Genomic DNA, 20,446 nt, shown 5'->3' with positions numbered 1-20,446 from the left:
GGCCAATCGGCTAGAATAATTAATTATTGTCGATAGGAAGGCATGCGGCATGGCGCGCACCAAAGCTGTCTCTGGGCGTCCCGGTCTCGATGAAGTCGTCGCGGAGGGGATTCGTGAGAAGATTCTCTCCGGGACGCTGACCACCGGCACGCATCTCGTGGAGGCCGACCTGGGGCAGGAGTTCGAGGTGAGCAATGGAACCGTCCGCTCGGCTCTTCGCCATCTTCAGAACGAAGGCCTGGTCGAGTTCCGTCCGCGCCGCGGCATGTTCGTGGCCGGGCTCAGCGCAGTGGACGCCCTCGAACTGTGCTCGTTGCGCAATTCTCTCGAGGCGCTGGCGGCCGAACTCGCGGCCCGGAACCTGACGGACGAGGATGCCAGCCGACTGAAGAAGACCATGGAGGACATGCGGCGGGCGGTGACGCGCCGCGACAAGCGCGCCTGCATGGAGGCGGACATTGCCTTCCATCGGCAGATCGTCGCCATGTCGCGGCACAAGAGACTGATCCAGATGTACGGGCTTCTGGAAAGCCAGATCCGGCTGTTCATGACCCTCACCGAACCCATGCATAGCGATCTGTTTGCCGACATGATCCCGCTCCACGAGCCAATTGCCGACGCGGTGCTGAGCGGCGATGCGGCCGCGGCGGCGCAACTGTCGAGCATTCACAACAATCCGGATGGCAAGGCACTTGCCCGGCACATGGCGGCGGAAGCGCCTGAACCCGAAGGGAAGGCGCTGCGCCGAGCGGGGTCTCGCCGATGACGGCCGCCTGATCGGCGAGGCCGTCCGATCAGGCGGCCGCCGGTATCGCGCTCCGAGAGAACGGGAAGTCGCCCTTCTGCAAGACAGCGAAGAGACGGCGGCGCTCGGCCATGGCTCGGTTCAACGGCCTGTGGTCGCCTGGCGGCCTGTTCGAGCGCGGACGTTCCGCTGCGCGCAGAGACCAGGAATGGAGCGCAGCGGCCCCCTGCTTGCTGGCCAGGAAGCGCGTCTAGAGCATATTCCGTTCAGATCGAACCGATCTGAACGACAAGAATATGCTCAAGGTATTGAATTTGGAGCGATTTCTTATCGATCAGGTGATTCCACCTGATCGGAAAGAGCTCTGGAGCATCAGCCAGGCTGCCGGCGCCGCGGATGACCGCGTCGCGCGGGCTCCCTGTGTTGCGGGACCGGTCTGGATCGCTTCCGCCGGCCCGGCACTCCGCATCGGCAGCCCCGGTCTGGACGGCCTCGCGGCTTTCCCTCGGCAAGAGCCCGCAAGATCGGCACCGTCATCGCAGGTCCTGCGCCGCGGCACTCGGGCGCGGGCAGTAGAGTCAGCCCCGCAAAACCAACCTGCCCGAAAGCCAACCTGCCATTGTGCCGCACCCCTTCCGGCGCCTTCGTGGCAGCGGTTGTGGCGCGGCGGCGCCCGTCTCCTCGGGCACCGGCCGGCACTCGGACCAAGGGACCTGCGCGGGGACATCGATCATGGGCCAACTGCAACCCTACGTTTTTTCGCTGGTCGTCGGCCTCGGGATCGGCGTGCTCTATGGCCTCGTGTCCGTTCGATCGCCCGCGCCCCCGATCATCGCCTTGCTCGGCCTCTTAGGGATGCTTGCCGGCGAGGCGGGCGTGCAGTGGCTCAAGGGTCACTCGAACGTCGTCCAGACGGTGCTGCACGAAAAATCCTTCGCCCTTCGGCGCCCCGGCGAGACAGCGAAGAAAGACGACGTCGCCTGAGCTGCCGGCCGGTTCTCCCCTCACACGGAAGCGAATGCAGATGTCCAGCAAGCTACAGGTTCTAACCCCTTCGAACAGCCAGCTCATCTTCATCGATCAGCAGCCGCAGATGGCCTTCGGTGTCCAGTCCATCGACCGGCAGGCCCTGAAGAACAATGTCGTGGGCCTTGCCAAGGCGGCGAAGGCCTTCAGGATTCCGACGACGATCACGACGGTGGAGACCGAGAGCTTCTCGGGGCCGACCTTTCCCGAACTGCTGTCGGTGTTTCCCGAGGCTCCCATTCTGGAGCGCACGTCGATGAACTCCTGGGACGATCTGAAGGTCCGCGAGGCGCTTGCAGCCAATGCGGCGGACGGGCGCAGGAAGATCGTCGTCTCGGGTCTGTGGACCGAAGTCTGCAACTGCACCTTCGCGCTCTCCTGCCTCGCCGATACCGACTATGACATCTACATGGTGGCCGACGCCTCGGGCGGAACCTCGCTCGACGCGCACACCTATGCCATGGATCGCATGGTGCAGGCCGGGATCGTGCCCGTTACCTGGCAGCAGGTCCTCCTCGAATGGCAGCGCGACTGGGCGCGGCGCGACACCTACGACGCCGTCATGGCCATCGTGCGGGAGCATTCCGGAGCCTATGGCATGGGCGTCGATTACGCCTACACCATGGTCCACAAGGCTCCCGAGCGCGCGGCGCACGGCCCGGTCGTTCCTCCCAAGCCCGCCGTCTGACGGATGCGAGCCGGCTGGACCGGCCGCCCCCCGGATCAGCCGCCGGAACCAGCCACCGTGCCTGTGGGCAGGATCGCGGCCCCGTTCACACGCCATCCGCTGCATCGCCGCGACGTTTTTGGGCGATGCGGCTGCGGCCGGTTGCTCGCGGACGGGACGCGCCGCCAAGGAGAAAGCCATGACCGCCAGCGACCTGATCATCGTCAACGCCAGGGTGACGACCCTCGATCGGCAGAACCCCTCGGCGGATGCCGTGGCCATCCGGGACGGCAGGTTCCTCGCCGTGGGCACGGAAGCGGAGGTGCGGGCCGCCGCGCCGGACGCCGCGATCATCGACGCGAAAGGGCGGCGGCTGATCCCGGGGCTGATCGACAGCCACACCCATGTGATCCGCGGCGGGCTGAACTACAATATGGAGCTTCGCTGGGACGGGGTCCCGTCGCTTTCCGATGCGATGGCGATGCTGAAGCGGCAGGTCGACCGGACGCCGGCGCCGCAATGGGTGCGCGTCGTCGGCGGCTTCACCGAGCACCAGTTCGCGGAAAAACGCCTCCCGACGCTTGAGGAAATCAACGCCGTCGCGCCCGATACGCCCGTCTTCATTCTGCATCTCTACGATCGCGCGCTGCTCAACGCGGCCGCCCTGCGTGTCGTCGGCTACACCAGGGACACGCCCAATCCTCCCGGCGGCGAGATCGTCAGGGATGGCGCCGGCAATCCCACCGGCCTGCTGCTGGCGCAGCCCAATGCAACGATCCTCTATTCGACGCTGGCCAAGGGGCCGAAACTGGACTCCGACTACCAGATCAATTCGTCCCGCCATTTCATGCGCGAGCTGAACAGTCTCGGGGTGACCAGCGTGATCGACGCCGGCGGCGGTTTCCAGAACTATCCCGACGACTACGAGATCATCGAGAGGCTTCACGCCGACGGCCAGATGACGGTCCGCGTCAGCTACAACCTCTTCACCCAGAAGCCCAAGGAGGAACTGGCGGATTTCTCCTCCTGGGTCAGCCAGGTCTCGCCCGGACAGGGCGACGATGTCTACCGCCACAACGGCGCCGGCGAGATGCTCGTCTATTCCGCCGCCGATTTCGAGGATTTCCGCGCCGAGCGTCCGGATATGCCGCCGGATATGGAAGCCGATCTGGAGCCCGTCATTCGTCTGCTTGCGGAAAACCGCTGGCCCTGGCGGCTGCATGCCACTTACGATGAAACCATCGACCGCGCGCTCGACGTGTTCGAGAAGGTCAACCGCGACATTCCGCTCTCCGGCATCAACTGGTTCTTCGACCACGCCGAAACGATCACCGACCGCAACATCGACCGGATCGCCGCGCTCGGCGGCGGCATTGCCGTACAGCACCGCATGGCGTTCCAGGGCGAATACTTCGTCGAACGCTACGGGGCAAAGGCCGCCGAGCGCACGCCGCCGATCCGCCGGATCATGGAAGCGGGCGTGGCGCTGGGCGCCGGCACCGACGCGACCCGCGTCGCCAGCTACAATCCATGGGTGTCGCTCTCCTGGCTGGTGACCTCGAGGACCGTTGGTGGACTCGCCCTCTACCCGCAGCACAATCGTCTCGACCGCGAGACCGCATTGCGGCTGTGGACTGAAGCGAACGCCTGGTTTTCCAACGAGCAAGGCAGGAAAGGTCAGATCAGGGCGGGGCAGCTCGCCGACCTTGCCCTGCTGTCCGAGGATTACTTCTCCGTCCCGGAAAGCGACATCGTCCACCTGCGGTCGGTCCTGACCCTTCTCGGCGGCAAGGTCGTGCATGGAGACGGCGATTACGGGCGCCTCGCGCCGGATCTTCCCGCGCCGATGCCGAACTGGTCGCCGGTCGCGACCTTCGGTGGCTACCACCGGACAACGCAAACCCGCGCCCGGATGATGATGAACTGCGGCTGCGCGAGTGGTTGCGCGGTGCACGGGCACGACCACGCCGCGGCGCTTGGCGCAAGCGTGCCGGCGTCGGACGCCCGCACCTTCTGGGGCGCTCTCGGATGCGGCTGCTGGGCGGTCTGACCCCGGCCGCACCGAACCTTACCCTCAGGACAAACGAGGAGCCCGCCATGAGCGAGACACGGCAGGAAACGACAGTCGGGCCGCTTGGCTTCCCCGTCTTCCGGGCGCTGTGGATCGCCACGGTCGTCTCCAATGTCGGCACCTGGATGCACGATGTCGGCGCCGGCTGGCTGATGACCTCGCTGTCGCCGAGCCCGCTGCTCGTCGCGCTGGTGCAGGCGGCGACGACGCTGCCGATGTTCCTGCTGGCGCTTCCCGCCGGCGCCCTCGCCGACATCGTCGACCGCCGCAGGATGCTGATGGCGGCGCAATTGCTCGGCCTTCTCGCGGCCGCGCTGCTGGCGGTCCTGACCCTGCTCGACCTCGTCACTCCCGAAGTGCTGCTGGCGGGCACCTTCATGCTGGGCATTGCGGCCGCGCTGAGTGCGCCGGTGTTCCAGGCGATCGTGCCCGAGCTGGTGGACAAGCAGGCCTTGCCGGACGCCATCGCGCTGAACAGTCTTGGCGTCAACATCTCGCGCGCGATCGGGCCGGCGCTCGGCGGGGTCATCGTCGCTCTTGCCGGAACACCGGCCGTCTTCGCGTTGAACGCGGTTTCGATCGTGGCCGTGCTGGCCGTCCTCTACACCTGGCAGCGCCCGCGAACCGTTCACGCCCTGCCGCCCGAGCACTTTTTCGGCGCGCTGAAGGCGGGATACCGCTACACGCGCCATTCGCCGGCGATGCGTCTCGTGCTGGTGCGGGCGGTGGGCTTCTTCCTGTTCGCAAGCGCGCTCTGGGCGATGCTGCCGCTGATCGCGCGGCGCGGACTGGGGCTCGATGCGGCCGGCTACGGTGCCCTGCTCGGCTGCATGGGGGCCGGCGCCGCTGTCGGCGCGATCCTGCTGAAGCGGCTGCGCAAAAGGGTTCCCGCCAACACCATCTCCGTCGGGGCGACGCTGTTCTTTGCCCTGTCGACCCTGGCGCTGGCGCTTGCCGCCAATGCCTGGATCGCCGGGGCGGTGATGTTTTCCGCCGGCCTTGCCTGGATCGGAATGCTGACCTCGCTCAATGTCGCGGCGCAGATGGCCTCGCCCGGATGGGTGAAGGCGCGCTCGCTCGCCGTCTATATCCTGGTGTTCCAGGGCGCCATGGCGGGTGGCAGCATCCTGTGGGGCTCGGTCGCTGCCTCTACCAGTGTCCCCACCGCTCTGCTGCTGGCGGCCGCCGGGCAGGCGGCGGCGCTGGTCCTGGCCTTCCGCTGGCGCCTGCCGCAGGAGCAGGCCAACGACCTGGCGCCCTCGAACCATTGGGCGGAACCGGTGGTCTTCGTGCAGCCGGCGGACGACCGCGGGCCGGTTCTCATCGAGATCGAATATCGGATCGAGCCCGCGCGCCTTGCCGACTTCGTCGCCGCCCTGCGCGATTTCCGGTCGTCGCGGCAGCGTGACGGCGCCATCCGCTGGGATGTCTGGGAGGACGTCGCCGAGCCGGGGCGCGTCATCGAGAGCTTCGTCGTCGAGAGCTGGGTCGAGCACCAGCGCCAGCATGCCCGCGTGACCCATGCCGACCAACTCGATCAGCAACTGCTCCAGGCCTTCCATGTCGGCGACCGGCCGCCCGTCGTGCGGCATCTGTTGAGGCCGCTATGACCGACCGGGCGCAGGCGGAACCGCTCGTCCCGCCGCCCGGCAGTTTCCTCGAAACCCACGAAAGGAAGACATGCCATGACCACCATCACCCTGACCGACGGCACGACGCTGTTCTACAAGGACTGGGGACCGAAAGACGCGCAGCCCCTCATGTTTCACCATGGCTGGCCGCTCAGCGCCGACGACTGGGACGCCCAGATGCTGTTCTTCCTGTCCGAAGGCTATCGGGTGATCGCGCATGACCGGCGCGGCCATGGCCGGTCCGACCAGACCGACACCGGCAACGACATGGACACATATGCCGCGGACGTGGCTGAGATCGCCAAGGCGCTCGATCTGCGCGACGCGGTCCATATCGGCCATTCGACCGGCGGCGGCGAGGTCACGCGCTATGCGGCGCGGGCCGAGCGCGGCCGGGTGGCCAAGGCCATTCTGATCGCGGCGATCCCGCCGGTGATGGCCCGGTCCGATGCCAACCCGGACGGCGTTCCGATGGAGATCTTCGACGGCCTGCGCTCCGCCCTGGAGGCAAACCGGGCGCAGTTCTATCGCGATCTGCCGAGCGGGCCGTTCTATGGCTTCAACCGGATGGGCGCGAAGGTCAGCCAGGGCCTGATCGACAATTGGTGGCGCCAGGGCATGAGCGGCGGCGCCAAGGCGCATCACGACTGCATCGAAGTGTTTTCGGAAACCGACTTCACCGAGGACCTGAAGGCGATCACCGTTCCTGTGATGATCATTCACGGCGAGGACGATCAGATCGTGCCGATCGAGAACTCGGCCCACAAGGCGATCAGGCTCGTCAGGGACGGCACGCTGAAGACCTATCCCGGCCTGTCTCACGGCCTGTTCGCCACCCATCCGGAGGTGGTGAACTCGGATATGCTGGCCTTCATCCGCGCCTGAGACGGCTCGCCAAGGGGATCGGCAGTCGCGGATTGCGCGGCCGCCGCAAGCACGCCTCGGGCGCGTGCTCGCCGTCGCGGGCGTGAGGATGGAGCCGGGCTGCAACGGGAAAGTGGCCGGCGCTGTTCGAAACGTTAGGGTCCCGGGCTTGAGCCTCGAAGACAAGGCATTGAAATCATGAAGATCGTCAGAGTTGCGATTGCCGGTTTCGGGGGCGTGGGCCGCGCCACGGCCACTCTTCTCCTGGCCCGGCGTGAGCGCTACCGGCAGGTTCATGACGCCGACATCCGCCTCGTCGCCGTCTGCGGGTCGCGCGCCGGTCTGGCCGACCCGGAGGGACTGGAAGCCGGGCGCCTTGAGGCGCTCGAGCCCGGCCTGTCGGGCCCGGCCTTCATCGAGGCGAGCGGCGCCGACATTCTGATCGAGGCCGGTCCCAGCGATTTTCGAACCGGAGGGCCGGGCCTTGCCTATCTCCGATCCGCTCTCTCGGCGGGACGCGACGCGATCGTCATATCGAAGGGCGCGCTGGTCCACAGCGGACCCGATCTGCGCGCCCTGGCGCGCTCCTCGGGAGCGATGCTGAAACTCAGCGGCGCCGCTGCCGCCGCGCTGCCGACGATCGACCTCATAGAGCACAGCCTGAAGGGCTGCGAGGTGCTCGAAATCGAGGGCATCCTGAACGCCACCACCAACTACCTGCTCGATGCGATGATGACGGAGGCCCTCGGCTTCGACGAGGCGCTGGCGCGCGCCCAGGCAGGCGGCTTCGCGGAAGCCGACCCGCGCAACGACACCGAGGGTTGGGACACCGCCGGCAAGCTCGTCCTCATCGCCAATTTCGGCCTCGATGCCGGCCTGACGATGGACGATCTGGCCGTCGAGGGCATTGGGTCGGTCGCGGCGCGCGATATCGAGACATGGCGAACGCAGCGTCTCGTTCCAAAGCTCGTCGGGAGCCTCGTGCGGAGCGACGGGGCGACGCGGGCGGCCGTCGGCGTGCGGACCTACCCGATGACCGATCCGCTCGCGCATGTGTCGGGAAAGAACAAGGCGATCCGCATCACCACGGATGCGATGGGCGAGACGATCGCGATCGGATCCGGCACGGAGCCCCTCGCCACCGCGGCCGCCGCGCTGAAGGATCTCGAATACATCCTGACGGCAAGAGCGGCGCGGGCCACGCATGGTTCGGGAGAAGAGCGATGACGGGAAGGACCGCGCAGGCTCCCGCCGTCCTCGAAGTCACTGTGGCGCGACAGACCCCCTCGGATCGCGAACGGCCCGGCGATAGTCGGACGGGCTCATGTGCCGATGCTTGATGAACACCCGGGCCAGCACCTGGTTCGAGGAATATCCCACTTCCTGCGCGATCTCGGTGACCGGAAGGTCCGTCGTCTCGAGGAGTTCGCAGGCTTTCTCCATCCGCAGCCGGGTCAGGTACACCCGTGGTGGCACGCCGACGCTCTGCTTGAACATACGCGCGAAATGAAACGGCGAGAGCCGCGCCTCGGCCGCCAGTTCGTCGAGGCTGATGTCTTTCGAAAGCCGCGCCCGCATGAACTCCAGGCACCGCCGCTCCGCCCACGGAGCAAGACCGCCCTTTGCAGTCGTCAACGGGGCTCCGCCCAACCGGCACAACTCGGCCAGAATCTCCAAACCTGCGGCCCGCGCCAGCAGCCGCGACGGTGCCCCCTCGTCGTGGCACAGAGCCCACAGGTTCCGCAGCGCCGACCGAATGGTCGGAGACTCGAACACGCGGCCGTACATGCGGGTAGTGTCGACCGAGCAGCGGCCGTCGCCGGCTTCTTCCAGAACGGACTGCCATTGCGCCACCGGGAAAGCCAGGCTGCGGAGCCGATGGCTGCCGTCGTTGATCACCGTGGTCGCGAAGTTCGGCGCGGCGACGGCGAGCGTGCCTTTCGCGGTCGTCATATCGAAGCGGCCTCCTCCGAGGTCCCCCTGGACACGGCTGCAGCCAAGCAGGTCCTCCATCAGGACGATGTCCGGCAGGGCCGGGCGGGACATGTCCCCGGCTGGGCGCTGGACCTCAAGAAGGTCGAGAATTGCGCCCGGAGATTTCATCGTGCGCAAGTAGGACGCATGTCGCCCCTTGCTGTGCCACTGGGCGAATGACGAGTAGGCAGGGGCGATCACGTTGTGTCTCCTATGCTCTCGCAGCCCTCCCAGGTCGAGCCGGCGGCCGGTTTCGCGCCGTGCAGACCGGCCGGTAGACGCATTGGGTCAGAGCGAATACCTTCGTTTCGGCGGCGTGCAAAAGGCAGCGCCGCGCTCTTTGTCTCCCGCCCCCGAAATCAGTTAGAAACACCCCGGCGAAGCTCGTCTCAATCCCTTCTCAGTCGCAGGTTGAGACGCTACCGTTCCATCCACAGTGGAGGACTTCTGGATGGAACGCAAGAGTATCGACCTAACAAGAAGACGGAAACCGACCGGGGCGGCGGTCATCCGGCCCGAACTGACCACGGCGCTGTTCAGGGCCTTGTTCGAGGAGTGGGCAGAAACCGGCTTTGCGGCGGTAAGCCTGGAGCGGGTGGCGGCACGGGCGGGCGCAGGCAAGGCGGCGATATACCGGCGCTGGCCATCGAAGCTGGAGTTCGCCTGCGAGGCGATACGAAGTGTCGAGGTCATGCGGTTGGGGTCCACCGACCAGGGGTCGCTGCAGGCGGACATCAGAGAATACCTTCGAGCGACGCGCGCGGTCCTGCGCCATCCTCTGGTCCGCCGCATAATCCCCGACCTGGTTGCCGAACGTCTGCGATCGAACGAATTGGCAGCGATGCTGCACGGCATCGCCGAGGCGCGGCGACAGTTCGGACATCGGCTGCTGGACCGTGCCATTGCCCGCAACGAACTGCGGGCGGACATGGACAGGGAGCTGGCGCTCGATCTTCTCTTTGCCCCCCTCTACTCCCGCATGATCGTCCGGGGGAAGAGCTTCTCAAGGGCTGAACTCGACAGGCTGGGCAACGCCCTGCATGCCGCGTTAAGGACCTGTTGAATCAGGGCCTTCGCCCCTGCGGACGTCCATCGCTACGGGATCAGCTCCTGCGCATCAGGATCATCTTCTCCTGCGTCATGTCGCGCATCGTGTAGGGAATGCCACCGGTTCCGTATCCAGATTCCCTGCGGCCGGCAAAGGGCATCCAGTCGGTGCGGAACGCCGTGGGATCGTTGATCATCACGGCCGAGGCATCGAGCCGGTCGGCGGCGCGCAGCGCGACATCGATGTCCTGCGCGAAGATACTCGCCTGGAAGGCGGTCGGCAGCGCATTGGCCCGACGGATCGCCTCGTCGAGATCGCGGTAGCGATAGACGGCGACGACAGGACCGAAAACCTCCAGCGTCGACATCTTCGCATCGGCGGCGGGGTCGAGCAGAACCGCCGGCTGCAGGGTCGTCTCGGACAGGCGCTTGCCGCCGGTCGCAAGCACGGCCCCGCCCTCGACCGCGTCCTCGATCCATTGTCCGACCCTGTCGGCCTCGCGCGGCAGGATCAGCGGGCCGACGTCGGTGTCCTTGAGGGCGGGGTCGGCGCAGCGCAATGTCTCGACGCGGGCGACGAGCTGCTGCGTGAACGCGTCGGCGATGTCGCTATGGACGAAGATGCGCTGCGTCGACACGCAGACCTGCCCGGCATGGTAGTAGCCGCCCTTGACGATCGGCTCGACGACCCTGTCGAGATCCGCGCTGCGGTCGATGATGGCCGGCGCGGCGCCGCCATGCTCCAGCGCCGAGCGCGTGCCGGGGGCGAGCTTGGAATGCAGGGACCAGCCGACCCGGGCAGAGCCGATGAAGCTGAAGAAGGCGACACGGCTGTCGGTCGCCAGCCTTTCGGCCAGTGCGGTGTCTTCCGTGACGAAGGTCTGGCACCACGGCTCGGGAAGGCCCGCCTCGCGAACCAGCGCCACCAACTCGAGGCAGGACAGCGGCGTCGTGGACGCCGGCTTGACGATGACCGGACACCCGACCGCGATGGCCGGCGCGACCTGGTGAACGATCAGGTTCAGCGGATGGTTGAAGGCGGAAATCGCCGCGACGACACCAATAGGCTCCTTGGTGGTGAAGGCCCAGCGGTTTTCGGCGGCCGCAGAAAGGCCCATCGGGATTTCGCGGCCGGCGAAATTGCGTAGCTCGTCGGCGGCGTTGTGAACCCCGTCGATGGCGCGGCTGGTCTCAACGATGGCGTCGGGCAGCGGCTTGCCGCCCTCGCGGGCGATCTGCATGGCCAGATGATCGCGCCTGCCCTCCATCAGGGCGGCCAGCTTGCGCAGGATGGCAATGCGCCGGTGCGGCTTCAGCCAGCCCTCGCGATCCCTGAAGACGCGATCGGCCGCCTGCAGCTTGCGCTCCAGCGCGGCGGCATCGTCGGTCTCGATCTCCGCGATCGGCGTGCGATCGAAGGCTTGCACGACAGTCAGCATGGACGGTGCTCCTCGGCCTGCAGTCAGGCGCATTCCACGTCGGGCGTGCGGTTGCGCAACTCGTCGACCAGCACGCGCGTGTTTTCGGAATAGTCGATCGGCACATCGACCAGATGGACCCCGCCGCCGGCGAACGCGGCCTCGAGCGTCGGCACCAGATCGGCGGCGGCCGTAACCCGCGATCCCTTCGCGCCATAGGCCTCGGCATAGCGCACGAAGTCGGGATTGCCGAAGCTCATGCCGAAATCCGGGAACCCGTCGACCGCCTGCTTCCAGCGGATCATGCCGTAGGCGCTGTCGTTGAGAATGACGAGGACGAGGTTCAGGCCGAGGCGGACCGCCGTTTCCATTTCCTGCGAGTTCATCATGAAGCCGCCGTCGCCGCAGACCGCCATGACGCGGCGGCCCGGATGAAGCATGGCCGCCATCATCGCCGAGGGCAGGCCGGCGCCCATCGTGGCGAGCGCATTGTCGAGCAACAGCGTGTTGGCGACATGGGTGCGGTAGTTGCGTGCGAACCAGATCTTGTACATGCCGTTGTCGAGGCAGACGATGCCGTCCTCCGGCATCACCTTGCGAACGTCGTGAACGATGCGCTGGGGTATGACGGGGAACCGGTCTTCCTCGGCGCGGTCATTGAGGCGGGCGAGGATACGCTGGCGCAGGTCGAGCAGTCCCTCGTCGGGCGTCAGCTTTCCTTCGAGCCGCCCGGCAAGCCCCGCGACGGCAGCGCCGATGTCGCCGATCACCTCGATGTCCGGGTGGTAGACCTGCTCGACCGTGGCGGACTGGTAGCCGACATGGATGACCCGCGGCCCGCCGGCGCTTTTCATCAGGAAGGGCGGCTTCTCGACCGTGTCGTGGCCGATGGCGATGATCAGGTCGGCGCGCTCGACGGCCTCGTGGACATAGTCGCCCTCCGACAGCGCCGCGGTTCCCATATAGAGGTTCGAGCCGCCGGTGACCGCGCCCTTGCCCATTTGCGTGTTGAAGAATGGCAATCGGGTACGCGCCACGAAGCTTGACAGCGTCTCGACCAGCGCAGGCCTATTGCCCGACGCGCCGATCATCACCAGCGGCCGCTTGGCGGCAAGGATCATCCGCGCCGCGTCGTCGAGCGACGGGCCGAGGCGACCGGCCGCTCCGCGGTATGCACCGGAATGACGGAGGCGGTCTCGACCTCCTCGGCCGCGACGTCCTCGGGGAGTTCCAGATGCACCGGCCCGGGACGCTCCTCCGTCGCGACGCGAAACGCGTCGCGCACGGTCGAGGGTATCGCGGCCGCGCTGACGATCTGCCGCGTCATCTTGGTCAGCGGCTTCATAGATGCCACGATATCGACGATCTGAAAGCGGGCCTGCTTGGCGCTCATGATCGGCTTCTGGCCGGTAATGAGGATCATCGGCATCGCCCCGAGATGCGCATAGGCCGCACCGGTGGCGAGGTTCAGCGCGCCGGGGCCGAGCGTGGCCAGGCAGACGCCGGGCCTGCCCGTCAGCCGTCCATGCGTCGCGGCCATGAAGGCCGCGGCTTGCTCATGACGGGTCAGGACCAGTTCGATACCGGAGGTTCGCAAGGCCTCCAGGAGGTCGAGATTCTCTTCGCCCGGCACTCCGAAGACGCGGTCGACGCCCTCGTTCTCCAGTGCGGCAACAAAAAGGTCCGATCCTTTGGGCATGGTCTAGAGCCTTGTGTTGACGGTTTCGATGGAACGCACGGCGATCCTACAGGGGTACGCGCAAGTGCCGCCATCGTTCCGCGCTCGGGCCGGCTCCAAGCAAGCGCCTTGGATGACGAGGCCAAGCCGGTTCGAGGACGGCCCCGCGGCTCGCCTCGCCATCCAGGCCGATCAGCCCGCCGGCTTCGGCACCGGCGTGTTGAGCAGCTGCTGCTCCCAGAGATAGGCAATGCCGCTGCCGTAGGTGTGCGACCCGATCGCCTCGTTGAGCGCTTCCGCCGTTTCGGCCCGCGCCCAGTCGCGCTGCCATTCGGACGCCACGGCCAGCCACGTCATCATATTGACGCCGGCCGCAATCATACGCTGGATTGCGACCTGGTGCGCCTCGAGCGAGGTGCCCCCCGACGCATCGGTGACAACGGTCACGTCCCAGCCTTCGCCGGCCGCCTGGATGGCGGGCATGGCGACGCAGACCTCGGTCCACAAGCCGGCGATGATCAACTGCTTGCGGCCGGTCGCCTTGACCGCATCGACGGTCGGCTTGTCTTCCCAAGTGTTGATCAGCGTCCGGTCGATCACCTCCTGGCCCGGGAACACGTCGGTGATCGAGGGGAACAGCTTTCCGCCGCGGTCGGCGACAACGCTGGTCAGGATGGTCGGGACAGCGAACACCTTGGCCGCCTTGGCGAGGCCGGTTGTGTTGTTGACCACCATATGCGGGTCGTGGCTGTTCAGGTTCGCCAGCTGGTAGGGCTGATGGTCGATCAGGACCAGCACCGAATCCTCGGGGCGGAGAAGCGAGGCAAGGCCGTTGCGAAAGGTCATGTCAGTCTCCTGAGTCTGGGGGAAGTGCTCATTGACTGCCGGTAAGTAGCGAATGCGCCCGCGCTCTGCGGTGCAGGACATGCCGCCCTGGTGCCGTTCTTGCGCCCTTTCCGGCGCGCCGCGACGCGCAGGCTTGAGGTCGTTCGGTTTCTCGGAAAGGGTGCGAGCGAATTTCGGCGGATCCGCCGGCCGGAGTGCCTGGCCGCCAGACCCTGCGGCGGGTGGGGAAAGCCGAACGGACATCGCAGGCGTGCGGCCGCCGGCTGCGACGACCGCCCGGCGGGATCGGGCGATCCCAAGACAGGTCTCAAGACAGATCCGAAGACAAAAGGATGACGCATATGAGCTGGAACCCATCAATCGAACCGGGCTGTCCGGACGAGGTCGGCATCGATGCGATCGAGACCCTGATCGTCCCGCGCTCGCGCGACCTTGGCGGCTTCGAGGTCCGGCGCGCCCTGCCCGCGCCGAAGCGGCAGATGGTCGGGCCCTTCATCTTCTTCGATCAGGCCGGACCGGCCGAGTTGCTGACCGGCCAGGGTGTCGATGTCCGGCCGCATCCGCATATCGGTCTCGGCACGGTGACCTACCTGTTCAAGGGCGATTTCCATCACCGCGACAGCACCGGCGCCGACCAGATCATCAGCCCCGGCGCGTTGAACTGGATGGTGGCCGGGCGCGGCGTCACCCATTCGGAGCGCACATCCGCGACGGCGCGGAGCGGTCCGAACAGCCTGTTCGGAATCCAGACCTGGCTGGCCCTGCCGGACAGCCATGAGGATGTGGCGCCCAGCTTCGAGCATCACGGCAAGGAGACCCTGCCCGTCATCGAGGATCGCGGTGTCACCGTTCGGCTCATTCTCGGAAACGCCTACGGCAAGACCGCGCCCGCGACGATGCTGTCCGAGACGTTCTACGCCGATGTGACGCTTGAGCCGGGAAGCCGGCTGCCGATGCCGGACAACCACGAGGACCGCGGCATCTACATCGTCGAAGGCTCGATCTCGGTGGCCGGACGGGACTTCGAGGCCGGCCGGATGATGGTCTTCCGCCCCGGCGACCCTATCACCGTGGCCGCCGGAGGCGAGGGCGCGCGGCTGATGATCCTCGGCGGCGCGACCTTCAACGGCCCCCGCTACATCTGGTGGAATTTCGTCGCCTCCTCGCAGGAGCGCATCGAGGCAGCCAAGGCCGAATGGCGCACTGCGAACTGGGGCAAGGGACGCTTCGATCTGCCCGCCGGCGACCGGAACGAGCACATCCCCCTTCCGGACTGACCGGATCCAGCCTGGAGCAACGAGACATGACCACCTGGCCCCACCTCGACTACCTCAGTTGGCGTGAAACCTGTTCAGCCTTGCATCTCTATCTCCAGATCGCCGGCAAATACCGGCTGGCGCATACGCCGTGGCTCAATCACTCCTGGAACGCGACCTTCTATGTCACGCCGACCGGTCTGGCCACGTCGCCCATCCCGGATGGGCCGGGCATCGAAATCCTGTTCGACCTTCGCAAGCACAAGGTCGTTGGCACCTGCGGCAACGGCCACACGGCGGCGTTCGATCTCGGGCCGACCACGGTCGCGGCCTTCCACGCGAGCTTCGTGCGCCTGATTTCGGAGCTCGGCGGCACCCCGACCTTCAACGGCCGCCCGAACGAGGTGCCGTTCCCGGTTCCCTTCGCCGAGGACGACCGCGACCGGCCCTATGACGGCGAAGCCGTGCAGCGCTTCCATCAGGCCTTGCTGGCGGTCGACAGGGTCTTCAACCGGTTCCGCACGTCCTTTCTCGGCAAGTCCAGCCCGGTTCATCTTTTCTGGGGCAGCTTCGACCTGGCGGTTACCCGCTTTTCGGGGCGCCGCGCGCCGCTCCATCCCGGCGGCGTCCCGGCCTTGCCGGATGACGTCGCGCAGGAGGCTTACGACCGCGAGGTCTCGTCAGTGGGTTTCTGGCCGGGCGGCGGCGGCATCGACTATCCGGCCTTCTATGCCTATGCCTACCCGGCGCCCGGCGGTTACCGCGCTGCGGCCGTGCAGCCCGATGCCGCCTTCTGGCACGACGAACTGTCGGAATTCGTCCTGCCCTACGAGGCCGTGCAGTCCCTGGCCGATCCCGACGAAGCCCTGTTGGCGTTCCTGGTCTCGACCTACGAGGCAGCGGCCGATCTCGGCGGCTGGGACCGCGATCTCCTGGAATGCGCGCATGGGCAGCCGCGACAGGTGCGGGCCCCCGACGCGGCGGGGGCGGGGATTGCGCCTGCGGCGGGCGATGAACAGGTCGAGCGGGAGGAGGGCGCGTCGAAGGGACGCTACCGCCTCGTCGTCGACGGCGTCGAGGCCGAGATGACCTACAGCCGGGCCGGCGCCGGGATGATCATCATCGACCACACCGAGGTGCCGGCGGCGCTGCGCGGCCGCAAGGTCGGCGAGCGGCTGGTGCGCCAGGCGATCGAGGACGCCCGCCGCGAAGGGGTCGCCATCCTGCCGCTCTGCCCCTTCGCCAAGGCGCAGATCGCACGGCACCCGGAATGGCAGGACGTGGTGCGCCGATCGTGAGAGGGGGCGGCGGAGCGTGACATCGCTTCCCGGCACCTTGATCCGCCGCCCTGTCGGTCCCCGGACCGTCGCCGGGGGCCAAACGAGAGCACTCACGCATTCATGGCCTCGCAACGCGCCACCGGACATCGGCCCGGGAATCGGGCTGGCAACAAGGCGGGGCACCGGGAAAAGCGCACGGACCGGTTCGCCCGGCCCGTGCGGTAAATCGCCCTATTCGACTGCCCTGGCGGCCTGCCGGATGAGGTCGGCCACCTCGTCCGGGCTCGTCATCGGCAGCATGTGACCGTTCTCGATATCGACGATGGTGGAACCGGCCCGCTCGGACATCTGACGCTGCAGGCCGGGTGCAATGGTCCGGTCGAGGGTCGCGATGGCCGACCAGCTCGGCTTCTCGTTCCAAGCCGCGACGCGAGCCTGGTAGTTGAGGATCGCAGTGTTCGATGCCGCCTGCGACCTTGCCACGTAGATCGCGTCGTCCCTGGACAAGCCGTTTCCGACGATGGCGACGAAGGTGTCTTCATCGACCAGGTAGTGACCGTCGTCGAAGATCCTGAGCTTGTCGGGCGTGAACTCGGTCGGAACCGAGGCCATCAGGGCCACGCCGCTTTCGCCGGCGTCGGGTTGGAACGCCGCGACATAGACGAGGCCCTTGACGTTCGGGTCGCCGCCGACTTCGCTGATCACCATGCCGCCGTAAGAATGCCCCACCAGCAGCATCGGGCCGTCCTGACTGTCGACAATCCGCTGGACTGCGGCAATGTCGTCCTCAGTGGAGGTCAGCGGCATCTGCGCGATCGTGACTTTGTAGTCTTCCGCCGTGAGACGGTTGTAGACGCCGCGCCAGGTGCTGCCGTCGACATTCGCGCCATGCACGAGAACGATGTTCTTCACATCGGCGAGCGCCGCGCCCGATTGCGCGGTCAATGCACCGAGAGTGAGGGCGCAGGAAAGCATGAGAGCTTTTAGAGGAGCCATGTTCGGGATCTCTGCTGTTGCTCACGTTGAAGGACAGACGGCCGGCGGCCCATGCAGCGTGGTGCCCTGTCCCGCGGCCAGGTTGCCAAGGTCGCGCGGGCTCTGCGGACCGGTTCGGCAGCCGGCCGGGCCAACCCTCGCCATCGATCGTTCCTTTCGGTAACCATTGATGGTTATGAAATGGCACTGCTATAAGAAGCGCGCAAGACGGCACATATCTGTAAGCCGGTGACCAGGAGATAACTCATGGAGAAGCTGATCCACGGCAGGCCCTACACGGAAACGAAGAAAGGACCGGTCTTCACGCCCTGCGCGCCGAACAACATCCTGGCGCGGCTGGGGGACAAGTGGACGATCCTCGTCGTCAGCATTCTCGCGCTGGAGCCGGAGAGGCCTCTGCGTTTCTCCGAAATCAGGAACGGGATCCCGAAAATTTCGCAGCGCATGCTCACCCTGACGCTGCGAAACCTTCAGCGGGACGGCCTTGTCCTGCGCCATTACTTTGCCGAGGTTCCCCCGCGCGTCGAATACCAATTGACGCCAATGGGCCGGACGATGCTCCCGGCGCTTGAAGGGTTCACCGACTGGATCAGGGACAACTGGCAGGAGATCGAGCAGTCTCGCCAGCGGTTCGATGCAGCCGCCGGCGGCTAGCGCGGACTGATGATTGCGCCGGAACCGGGGGTGCAAGCCCCTGAAAGCCGGACGGTGCCCTGCGGGCTTGATCCGCCCGCCGCGGGAGGTTATCTGTTTCGCGTCCGCGCCGGTTCGCGCTGCGGGCCTCTTTGTCAATCGAGAGAACCATGGACAGCTACCCTAGTCGTGGCGTCCGTCATCGGGCGCCACTCCGTACAGCGATGATCGCTCCCGGCCAGGGCCGGGTGAGCGGCGCTCGGGCTTAAGGGCCGGCTCCCGTTCACCTCCTCCCCCGCCGCGAGGGGTCGAAGGAGGTGAGCCATGAAGACCACTGTCTTCCTCACAAGAACGTTCTTCCTCGCAAGAACATTCTTCCTCACAGGAACGGTCTTTCTCACAGGACTGCGCGTCTCCGCGCGGTCCTTGCCGGACCGCCGGCTGGCATGCCGTTGGTCCGCCGATGGCGCGACCGGAGGGCTCCGCTGTGGCTGGTCGCTGGAGGAGAATGCCGCCACCGATTCCGACTCCGCCGGCCCTGCGCCGTGTGCCCGATTGTCGATTTGTCACATAACACGACTAAGTCTCAAAACCGGCAGCCTTCGGGCGGCCTGACCCTTCAGGAAGATCGAACATGGAAGACGGATCTAGTCGCACGGCCGCGGGGGCATCGCGCCCCGTGGCCGTCGTTTCCCAAAGACATCCCCAGACAGCCTGCCGGCGCCCGGTCCAGCCCCATCGATGAGGGCGGGTCCTCCGTCGCCGGCGCCCCGACCGACGGAGTTCAGACCCATGACCGCCATCATCACCGCCGCGGCCTTCCGCGATTATCTTGCCCGCAACGACCTTGCCTCGATCAAGGCCGCGCTCGCCGACCGCCATCCCGCCGATATCGCTGCCGATGTCGGCGAGCTGGCTCCCGGCGAGATCGCCTCCATCCTGCTGCTGCTGCCCGAGCGCCGCGAGGCCGAGGTCTTCGGCTATTTCCAGCCCGCGCTCCAGGTTGCCATCGCCGGCAGGCTGTCCCGCCCCGACCTGGCGCGCCTCGTCACCGCCATGTCGCATGACGAGCGGGCCGACCTGTTCAACCGGCTGACGCCGGAGCAGCAGCAGGCGCTGCTGCCGGGCATCGCCCATGCCGAACGCGAGGACATCCGCCGGCTCGCCTCCTATCCGGAAGGCACGGCCGGCTCGATCATGACCTCGGACTATGCGCTGCTGGCGCCCGGCCTCACCGCGCGCGAGGCGATCGACCGGCTGCGTCACGAGGCGCCCGACAAGGAGACCATCTACGAGGCCTATGTGGTCGACGACGCGCGCCGTCTCGTCGGCGTCGTCTCCCTGCGCGACCTCTTGATCGCCCGCGACGAGGTGCAGGTCGCCGACATCATGCGTAAACGCGTCATCTTCGCGCGGGTCGGGGACAAGCGCGACGAGGTGGCGCAGAAGATCGCCGACTACGACCTGCTGGCGCTGCCGATCACCAATGGCGGCGATGCGCTGGTCGGCATCGTCACCGTCGACGATGCGATGGATGTCGCCGAGGCCCAGCGCGGTCGGCGGGTGATGCAGTTCGGCGGCAACGTCGCGCCGGGCGGCGGGCCGGACCTCGACCTGCGCTCCTCCAGCTTCGTGCAGATGTTCAAGGTGCGCTCGTTCTGGCTGATCATGCTGACGGTGTTCGGCGTCGTCACCAGCACCTTCGTCGCGGCGCAGGAGGAGATGTTGAGCCAGGTCATCGTTCTCGCCGCCTTCATCGCGCCGATCGTCGACATGGGCGGCAACACCGGCAGCCAGTCGGCGACGCTGGTCATCCGGGCGATGGCGCTCGGCGATCTCAAGCTGCGCTGGCGCGATGTCTGGTTCGTGATCCGGCGGGAGATCCCGGTGGTGCTGACGCTCGGCGTGGTCATCGCCCTGCTGGAGGCGGTGCTGGCCTTCTTCAGCAAGGGCGTCGGCGGCGATGTTCTGCTGGTCGTCGGCCTGTCCATGGCGATCTGCACGGTGCTCGGCGGCCTGATCGGCGCGCTGCTGCCGTTCGCCGCGCGCCGCATCGGCACCGATCCGGCGACGCTGAGCTCGCCGATGATCACCTCGATCATGGATCTGCTCGGGGTGTTCATCTATTTCGGCCTTGCCTATGCCTTGCTCGGGCATCTGCTGATCGCCGGATAGGCCTGCCCGTTGCCTGATTGCCGGCAGGCCTGCAAGGCCTGCCCATTGCCCGATTGCCGGCAGGCCTTGTAGGCCTGCCCATTGCTTGGTTGCCGGCAGGCCTGCAAGGCCTGCCGGCGGTCGGCCCGGCGCGAGGAGG

The 20,446-nt window shown here is 66.8% G+C and carries 16 protein-coding genes and 1 pseudogene; 12 read left to right on the top strand and 5 right to left on the bottom strand.

The features are described 5' to 3' along the window. Positions 1–49 precede the first annotated feature (49 nt). The 7 genes from TSB10GB4_RS12080 to TSB10GB4_RS12050 all read left to right on the top strand — a co-directional run bounded on the left by TSB10GB4_RS12080 (position 50) and on the right by TSB10GB4_RS12050 (position 8,231). Entirely contained in the window at positions 50–766 is a 717-nt protein-coding gene (locus TSB10GB4_RS12080; RefSeq protein WP_186395959.1) for a GntR family transcriptional regulator, read from the top strand. A gap of 711 nt (positions 767–1,477) precedes the next feature. Next, positions 1,478–1,729: a DUF1427 family protein gene (locus TSB10GB4_RS12075; protein ID WP_186395958.1), complete on the top strand. Its 252-nt coding sequence runs from the start codon at positions 1,478–1,480 to the stop codon at positions 1,727–1,729. Positions 1,730–1,769: 40 nt separating this feature from the next. Further along, positions 1,770–2,459, top strand: coding sequence for a hydrolase (locus tag TSB10GB4_RS12070; protein ID WP_186395957.1), 690 nt, complete (start codon positions 1,770–1,772; stop codon positions 2,457–2,459). A 178-nt stretch (positions 2,460–2,637) separates the two neighbouring features. Next, positions 2,638–4,488 carry an amidohydrolase gene (locus tag TSB10GB4_RS12065; RefSeq protein WP_186395956.1) on the top strand — a complete coding sequence of 617 codons (1,851 nt, stop codon included), beginning with the start codon at positions 2,638–2,640 and terminating at the stop codon, positions 4,486–4,488. 47 nt (positions 4,489–4,535) lie between these two features. Further along, positions 4,536–6,119: an MFS transporter gene (locus tag TSB10GB4_RS12060; RefSeq protein WP_186395955.1), complete on the top strand. Its 1,584-nt coding sequence runs from the start codon at positions 4,536–4,538 to the stop codon at positions 6,117–6,119. 75 nt (positions 6,120–6,194) lie between these two features. Beyond that, positions 6,195–7,025 carry an alpha/beta fold hydrolase gene (locus TSB10GB4_RS12055; RefSeq protein WP_186395954.1) on the top strand — a complete coding sequence of 277 codons (831 nt, stop codon included), beginning with the start codon at positions 6,195–6,197 and terminating at the stop codon, positions 7,023–7,025. A 177-nt stretch (positions 7,026–7,202) separates the two neighbouring features. Then, the gene (locus tag TSB10GB4_RS12050; protein WP_186395953.1) at positions 7,203–8,231 is read left to right on the top strand and encodes a homoserine dehydrogenase; all 1,029 of its coding nucleotides are present in this window, start codon (positions 7,203–7,205) and stop codon (positions 8,229–8,231) included. 36 nt (positions 8,232–8,267) lie between these two features. On the opposite strand, the gene TSB10GB4_RS12045 is transcribed toward TSB10GB4_RS12050, so the two are convergent. After that, the gene (locus TSB10GB4_RS12045; RefSeq protein ID WP_186395952.1) at positions 8,268–9,179 is read right to left on the bottom strand and encodes an AraC family transcriptional regulator; all 912 of its coding nucleotides are present in this window, start codon (positions 9,177–9,179) and stop codon (positions 8,268–8,270) included. A 250-nt stretch (positions 9,180–9,429) separates the two neighbouring features. On the opposite strand from TSB10GB4_RS12045, the gene TSB10GB4_RS12040 reads away from it, so the two are divergent. Next, entirely contained in the window at positions 9,430–10,041 is a 612-nt protein-coding gene (locus tag TSB10GB4_RS12040; RefSeq protein ID WP_186395951.1) for a TetR-like C-terminal domain-containing protein, read from the top strand. A gap of 40 nt (positions 10,042–10,081) precedes the next feature. Here TSB10GB4_RS12040 and TSB10GB4_RS12035 read toward each other — a convergent pair whose 3' ends face one another. The 3 genes and pseudogenes from TSB10GB4_RS12035 to TSB10GB4_RS12025 all read right to left on the bottom strand — a co-directional run bounded on the left by TSB10GB4_RS12035 (position 10,082) and on the right by TSB10GB4_RS12025 (position 13,967). Beyond that, positions 10,082–11,464 (bottom strand): aldehyde dehydrogenase family protein, encoded by a 1,383-nt coding sequence (locus tag TSB10GB4_RS12035; RefSeq protein ID WP_186395950.1) that lies wholly within the window; start codon positions 11,462–11,464, stop codon positions 10,082–10,084. A 23-nt stretch (positions 11,465–11,487) separates the two neighbouring features. Further along, positions 11,488–13,142 (bottom strand): annotated as a pseudogene (locus TSB10GB4_RS12030) (acetolactate synthase large subunit). A gap of 171 nt (positions 13,143–13,313) precedes the next feature. Further along, on the bottom strand, positions 13,314–13,967 hold the full coding sequence (locus TSB10GB4_RS12025) for a hydrolase (protein WP_186395949.1): 654 nt from the start codon (positions 13,965–13,967) through the stop codon (positions 13,314–13,316). 341 nt (positions 13,968–14,308) lie between these two features. Between TSB10GB4_RS12025 and TSB10GB4_RS12020 the strand changes: the two genes are divergently transcribed. Both TSB10GB4_RS12020 and TSB10GB4_RS12015 read left to right on the top strand, forming a co-directional pair. After that, positions 14,309–15,244, top strand: a complete 936-nt coding sequence (locus tag TSB10GB4_RS12020) for a pirin family protein (protein ID WP_186396043.1) — start codon at positions 14,309–14,311, stop codon at positions 15,242–15,244. A 26-nt stretch (positions 15,245–15,270) separates the two neighbouring features. Then, positions 15,271–16,521: a DUF5996 family protein gene (locus tag TSB10GB4_RS12015; protein ID WP_186395948.1), complete on the top strand. Its 1,251-nt coding sequence runs from the start codon at positions 15,271–15,273 to the stop codon at positions 16,519–16,521. A 213-nt stretch (positions 16,522–16,734) separates the two neighbouring features. Here TSB10GB4_RS12015 and TSB10GB4_RS12010 read toward each other — a convergent pair whose 3' ends face one another. Beyond that, positions 16,735–17,478: an alpha/beta hydrolase gene (locus TSB10GB4_RS12010; RefSeq protein ID WP_186387806.1), complete on the bottom strand. Its 744-nt coding sequence runs from the start codon at positions 17,476–17,478 to the stop codon at positions 16,735–16,737. Between the two features lie 267 nt (positions 17,479–17,745). Here TSB10GB4_RS12010 and TSB10GB4_RS12005 point away from each other — a divergent pair, with 267 nt between their 5' ends. Together TSB10GB4_RS12005 and mgtE are read left to right on the top strand one after the other, a co-directional pair. Beyond that, a complete protein-coding gene (locus TSB10GB4_RS12005) occupies positions 17,746–18,153 on the top strand; it encodes a helix-turn-helix domain-containing protein (protein WP_186387807.1) in 408 nt (135 codons plus the stop codon). A 771-nt stretch (positions 18,154–18,924) separates the two neighbouring features. Further along, the gene (mgtE, locus tag TSB10GB4_RS12000) at positions 18,925–20,307 is read left to right on the top strand and encodes a magnesium transporter (protein ID WP_186395947.1); all 1,383 of its coding nucleotides are present in this window, start codon (positions 18,925–18,927) and stop codon (positions 20,305–20,307) included. The last annotated feature ends 139 nt before the right edge of the window (positions 20,308–20,446 follow it).

Source organism: Stappia sp. TSB10GB4 (assembly GCF_900185745.1).
In the GTDB taxonomy this organism is placed as follows: domain Bacteria; phylum Pseudomonadota; class Alphaproteobacteria; order Rhizobiales; family Stappiaceae; genus Stappia.
Note: the sequence above shows the minus strand (reverse complement) of the source record. Positions and strands in the feature narration are given on the sequence as shown.

Excerpts from the sequence above, each read along its gene's own strand:
- TSB10GB4_RS12080 (WP_186395959.1), top strand. The coding sequence starts at position 50 with ATGGCGCGCACCAAAGCTGTCTCTGGGCGTCCCGGTCTCGATGAAGTC.
- TSB10GB4_RS12075 (WP_186395958.1), top strand. The coding sequence starts at position 1,478 with ATGGGCCAACTGCAACCCTACGTTTTTTCGCTGGTCGTCGGCCTCGGG.
- TSB10GB4_RS12070 (WP_186395957.1), top strand. The coding sequence starts at position 1,770 with ATGTCCAGCAAGCTACAGGTTCTAACCCCTTCGAACAGCCAGCTCATC.
- TSB10GB4_RS12065 (WP_186395956.1), top strand. The coding sequence starts at position 2,638 with ATGACCGCCAGCGACCTGATCATCGTCAACGCCAGGGTGACGACCCTC.
- TSB10GB4_RS12060 (WP_186395955.1), top strand. The coding sequence starts at position 4,536 with ATGAGCGAGACACGGCAGGAAACGACAGTCGGGCCGCTTGGCTTCCCC.
- TSB10GB4_RS12055 (WP_186395954.1), top strand. The coding sequence starts at position 6,195 with ATGACCACCATCACCCTGACCGACGGCACGACGCTGTTCTACAAGGAC.
- TSB10GB4_RS12050 (WP_186395953.1), top strand. The coding sequence starts at position 7,203 with ATGAAGATCGTCAGAGTTGCGATTGCCGGTTTCGGGGGCGTGGGCCGC.
- TSB10GB4_RS12040 (WP_186395951.1), top strand. The coding sequence starts at position 9,430 with ATGGAACGCAAGAGTATCGACCTAACAAGAAGACGGAAACCGACCGGG.
- TSB10GB4_RS12035 (WP_186395950.1), bottom strand. The coding sequence starts at position 11,464 with ATGCTGACTGTCGTGCAAGCCTTCGATCGCACGCCGATCGCGGAGATC.
- TSB10GB4_RS12025 (WP_186395949.1), bottom strand. The coding sequence starts at position 13,967 with ATGACCTTTCGCAACGGCCTTGCCTCGCTTCTCCGCCCCGAGGATTCG.
- TSB10GB4_RS12020 (WP_186396043.1), top strand. The coding sequence starts at position 14,309 with ATGAGCTGGAACCCATCAATCGAACCGGGCTGTCCGGACGAGGTCGGC.
- TSB10GB4_RS12015 (WP_186395948.1), top strand. The coding sequence starts at position 15,271 with ATGACCACCTGGCCCCACCTCGACTACCTCAGTTGGCGTGAAACCTGT.
- TSB10GB4_RS12010 (WP_186387806.1), bottom strand. The coding sequence starts at position 17,478 with ATGCTTTCCTGCGCCCTCACTCTCGGTGCATTGACCGCGCAATCGGGC.
- TSB10GB4_RS12005 (WP_186387807.1), top strand. The coding sequence starts at position 17,746 with ATGGAGAAGCTGATCCACGGCAGGCCCTACACGGAAACGAAGAAAGGA.
- mgtE (WP_186395947.1), top strand. The coding sequence starts at position 18,925 with ATGACCGCCATCATCACCGCCGCGGCCTTCCGCGATTATCTTGCCCGC.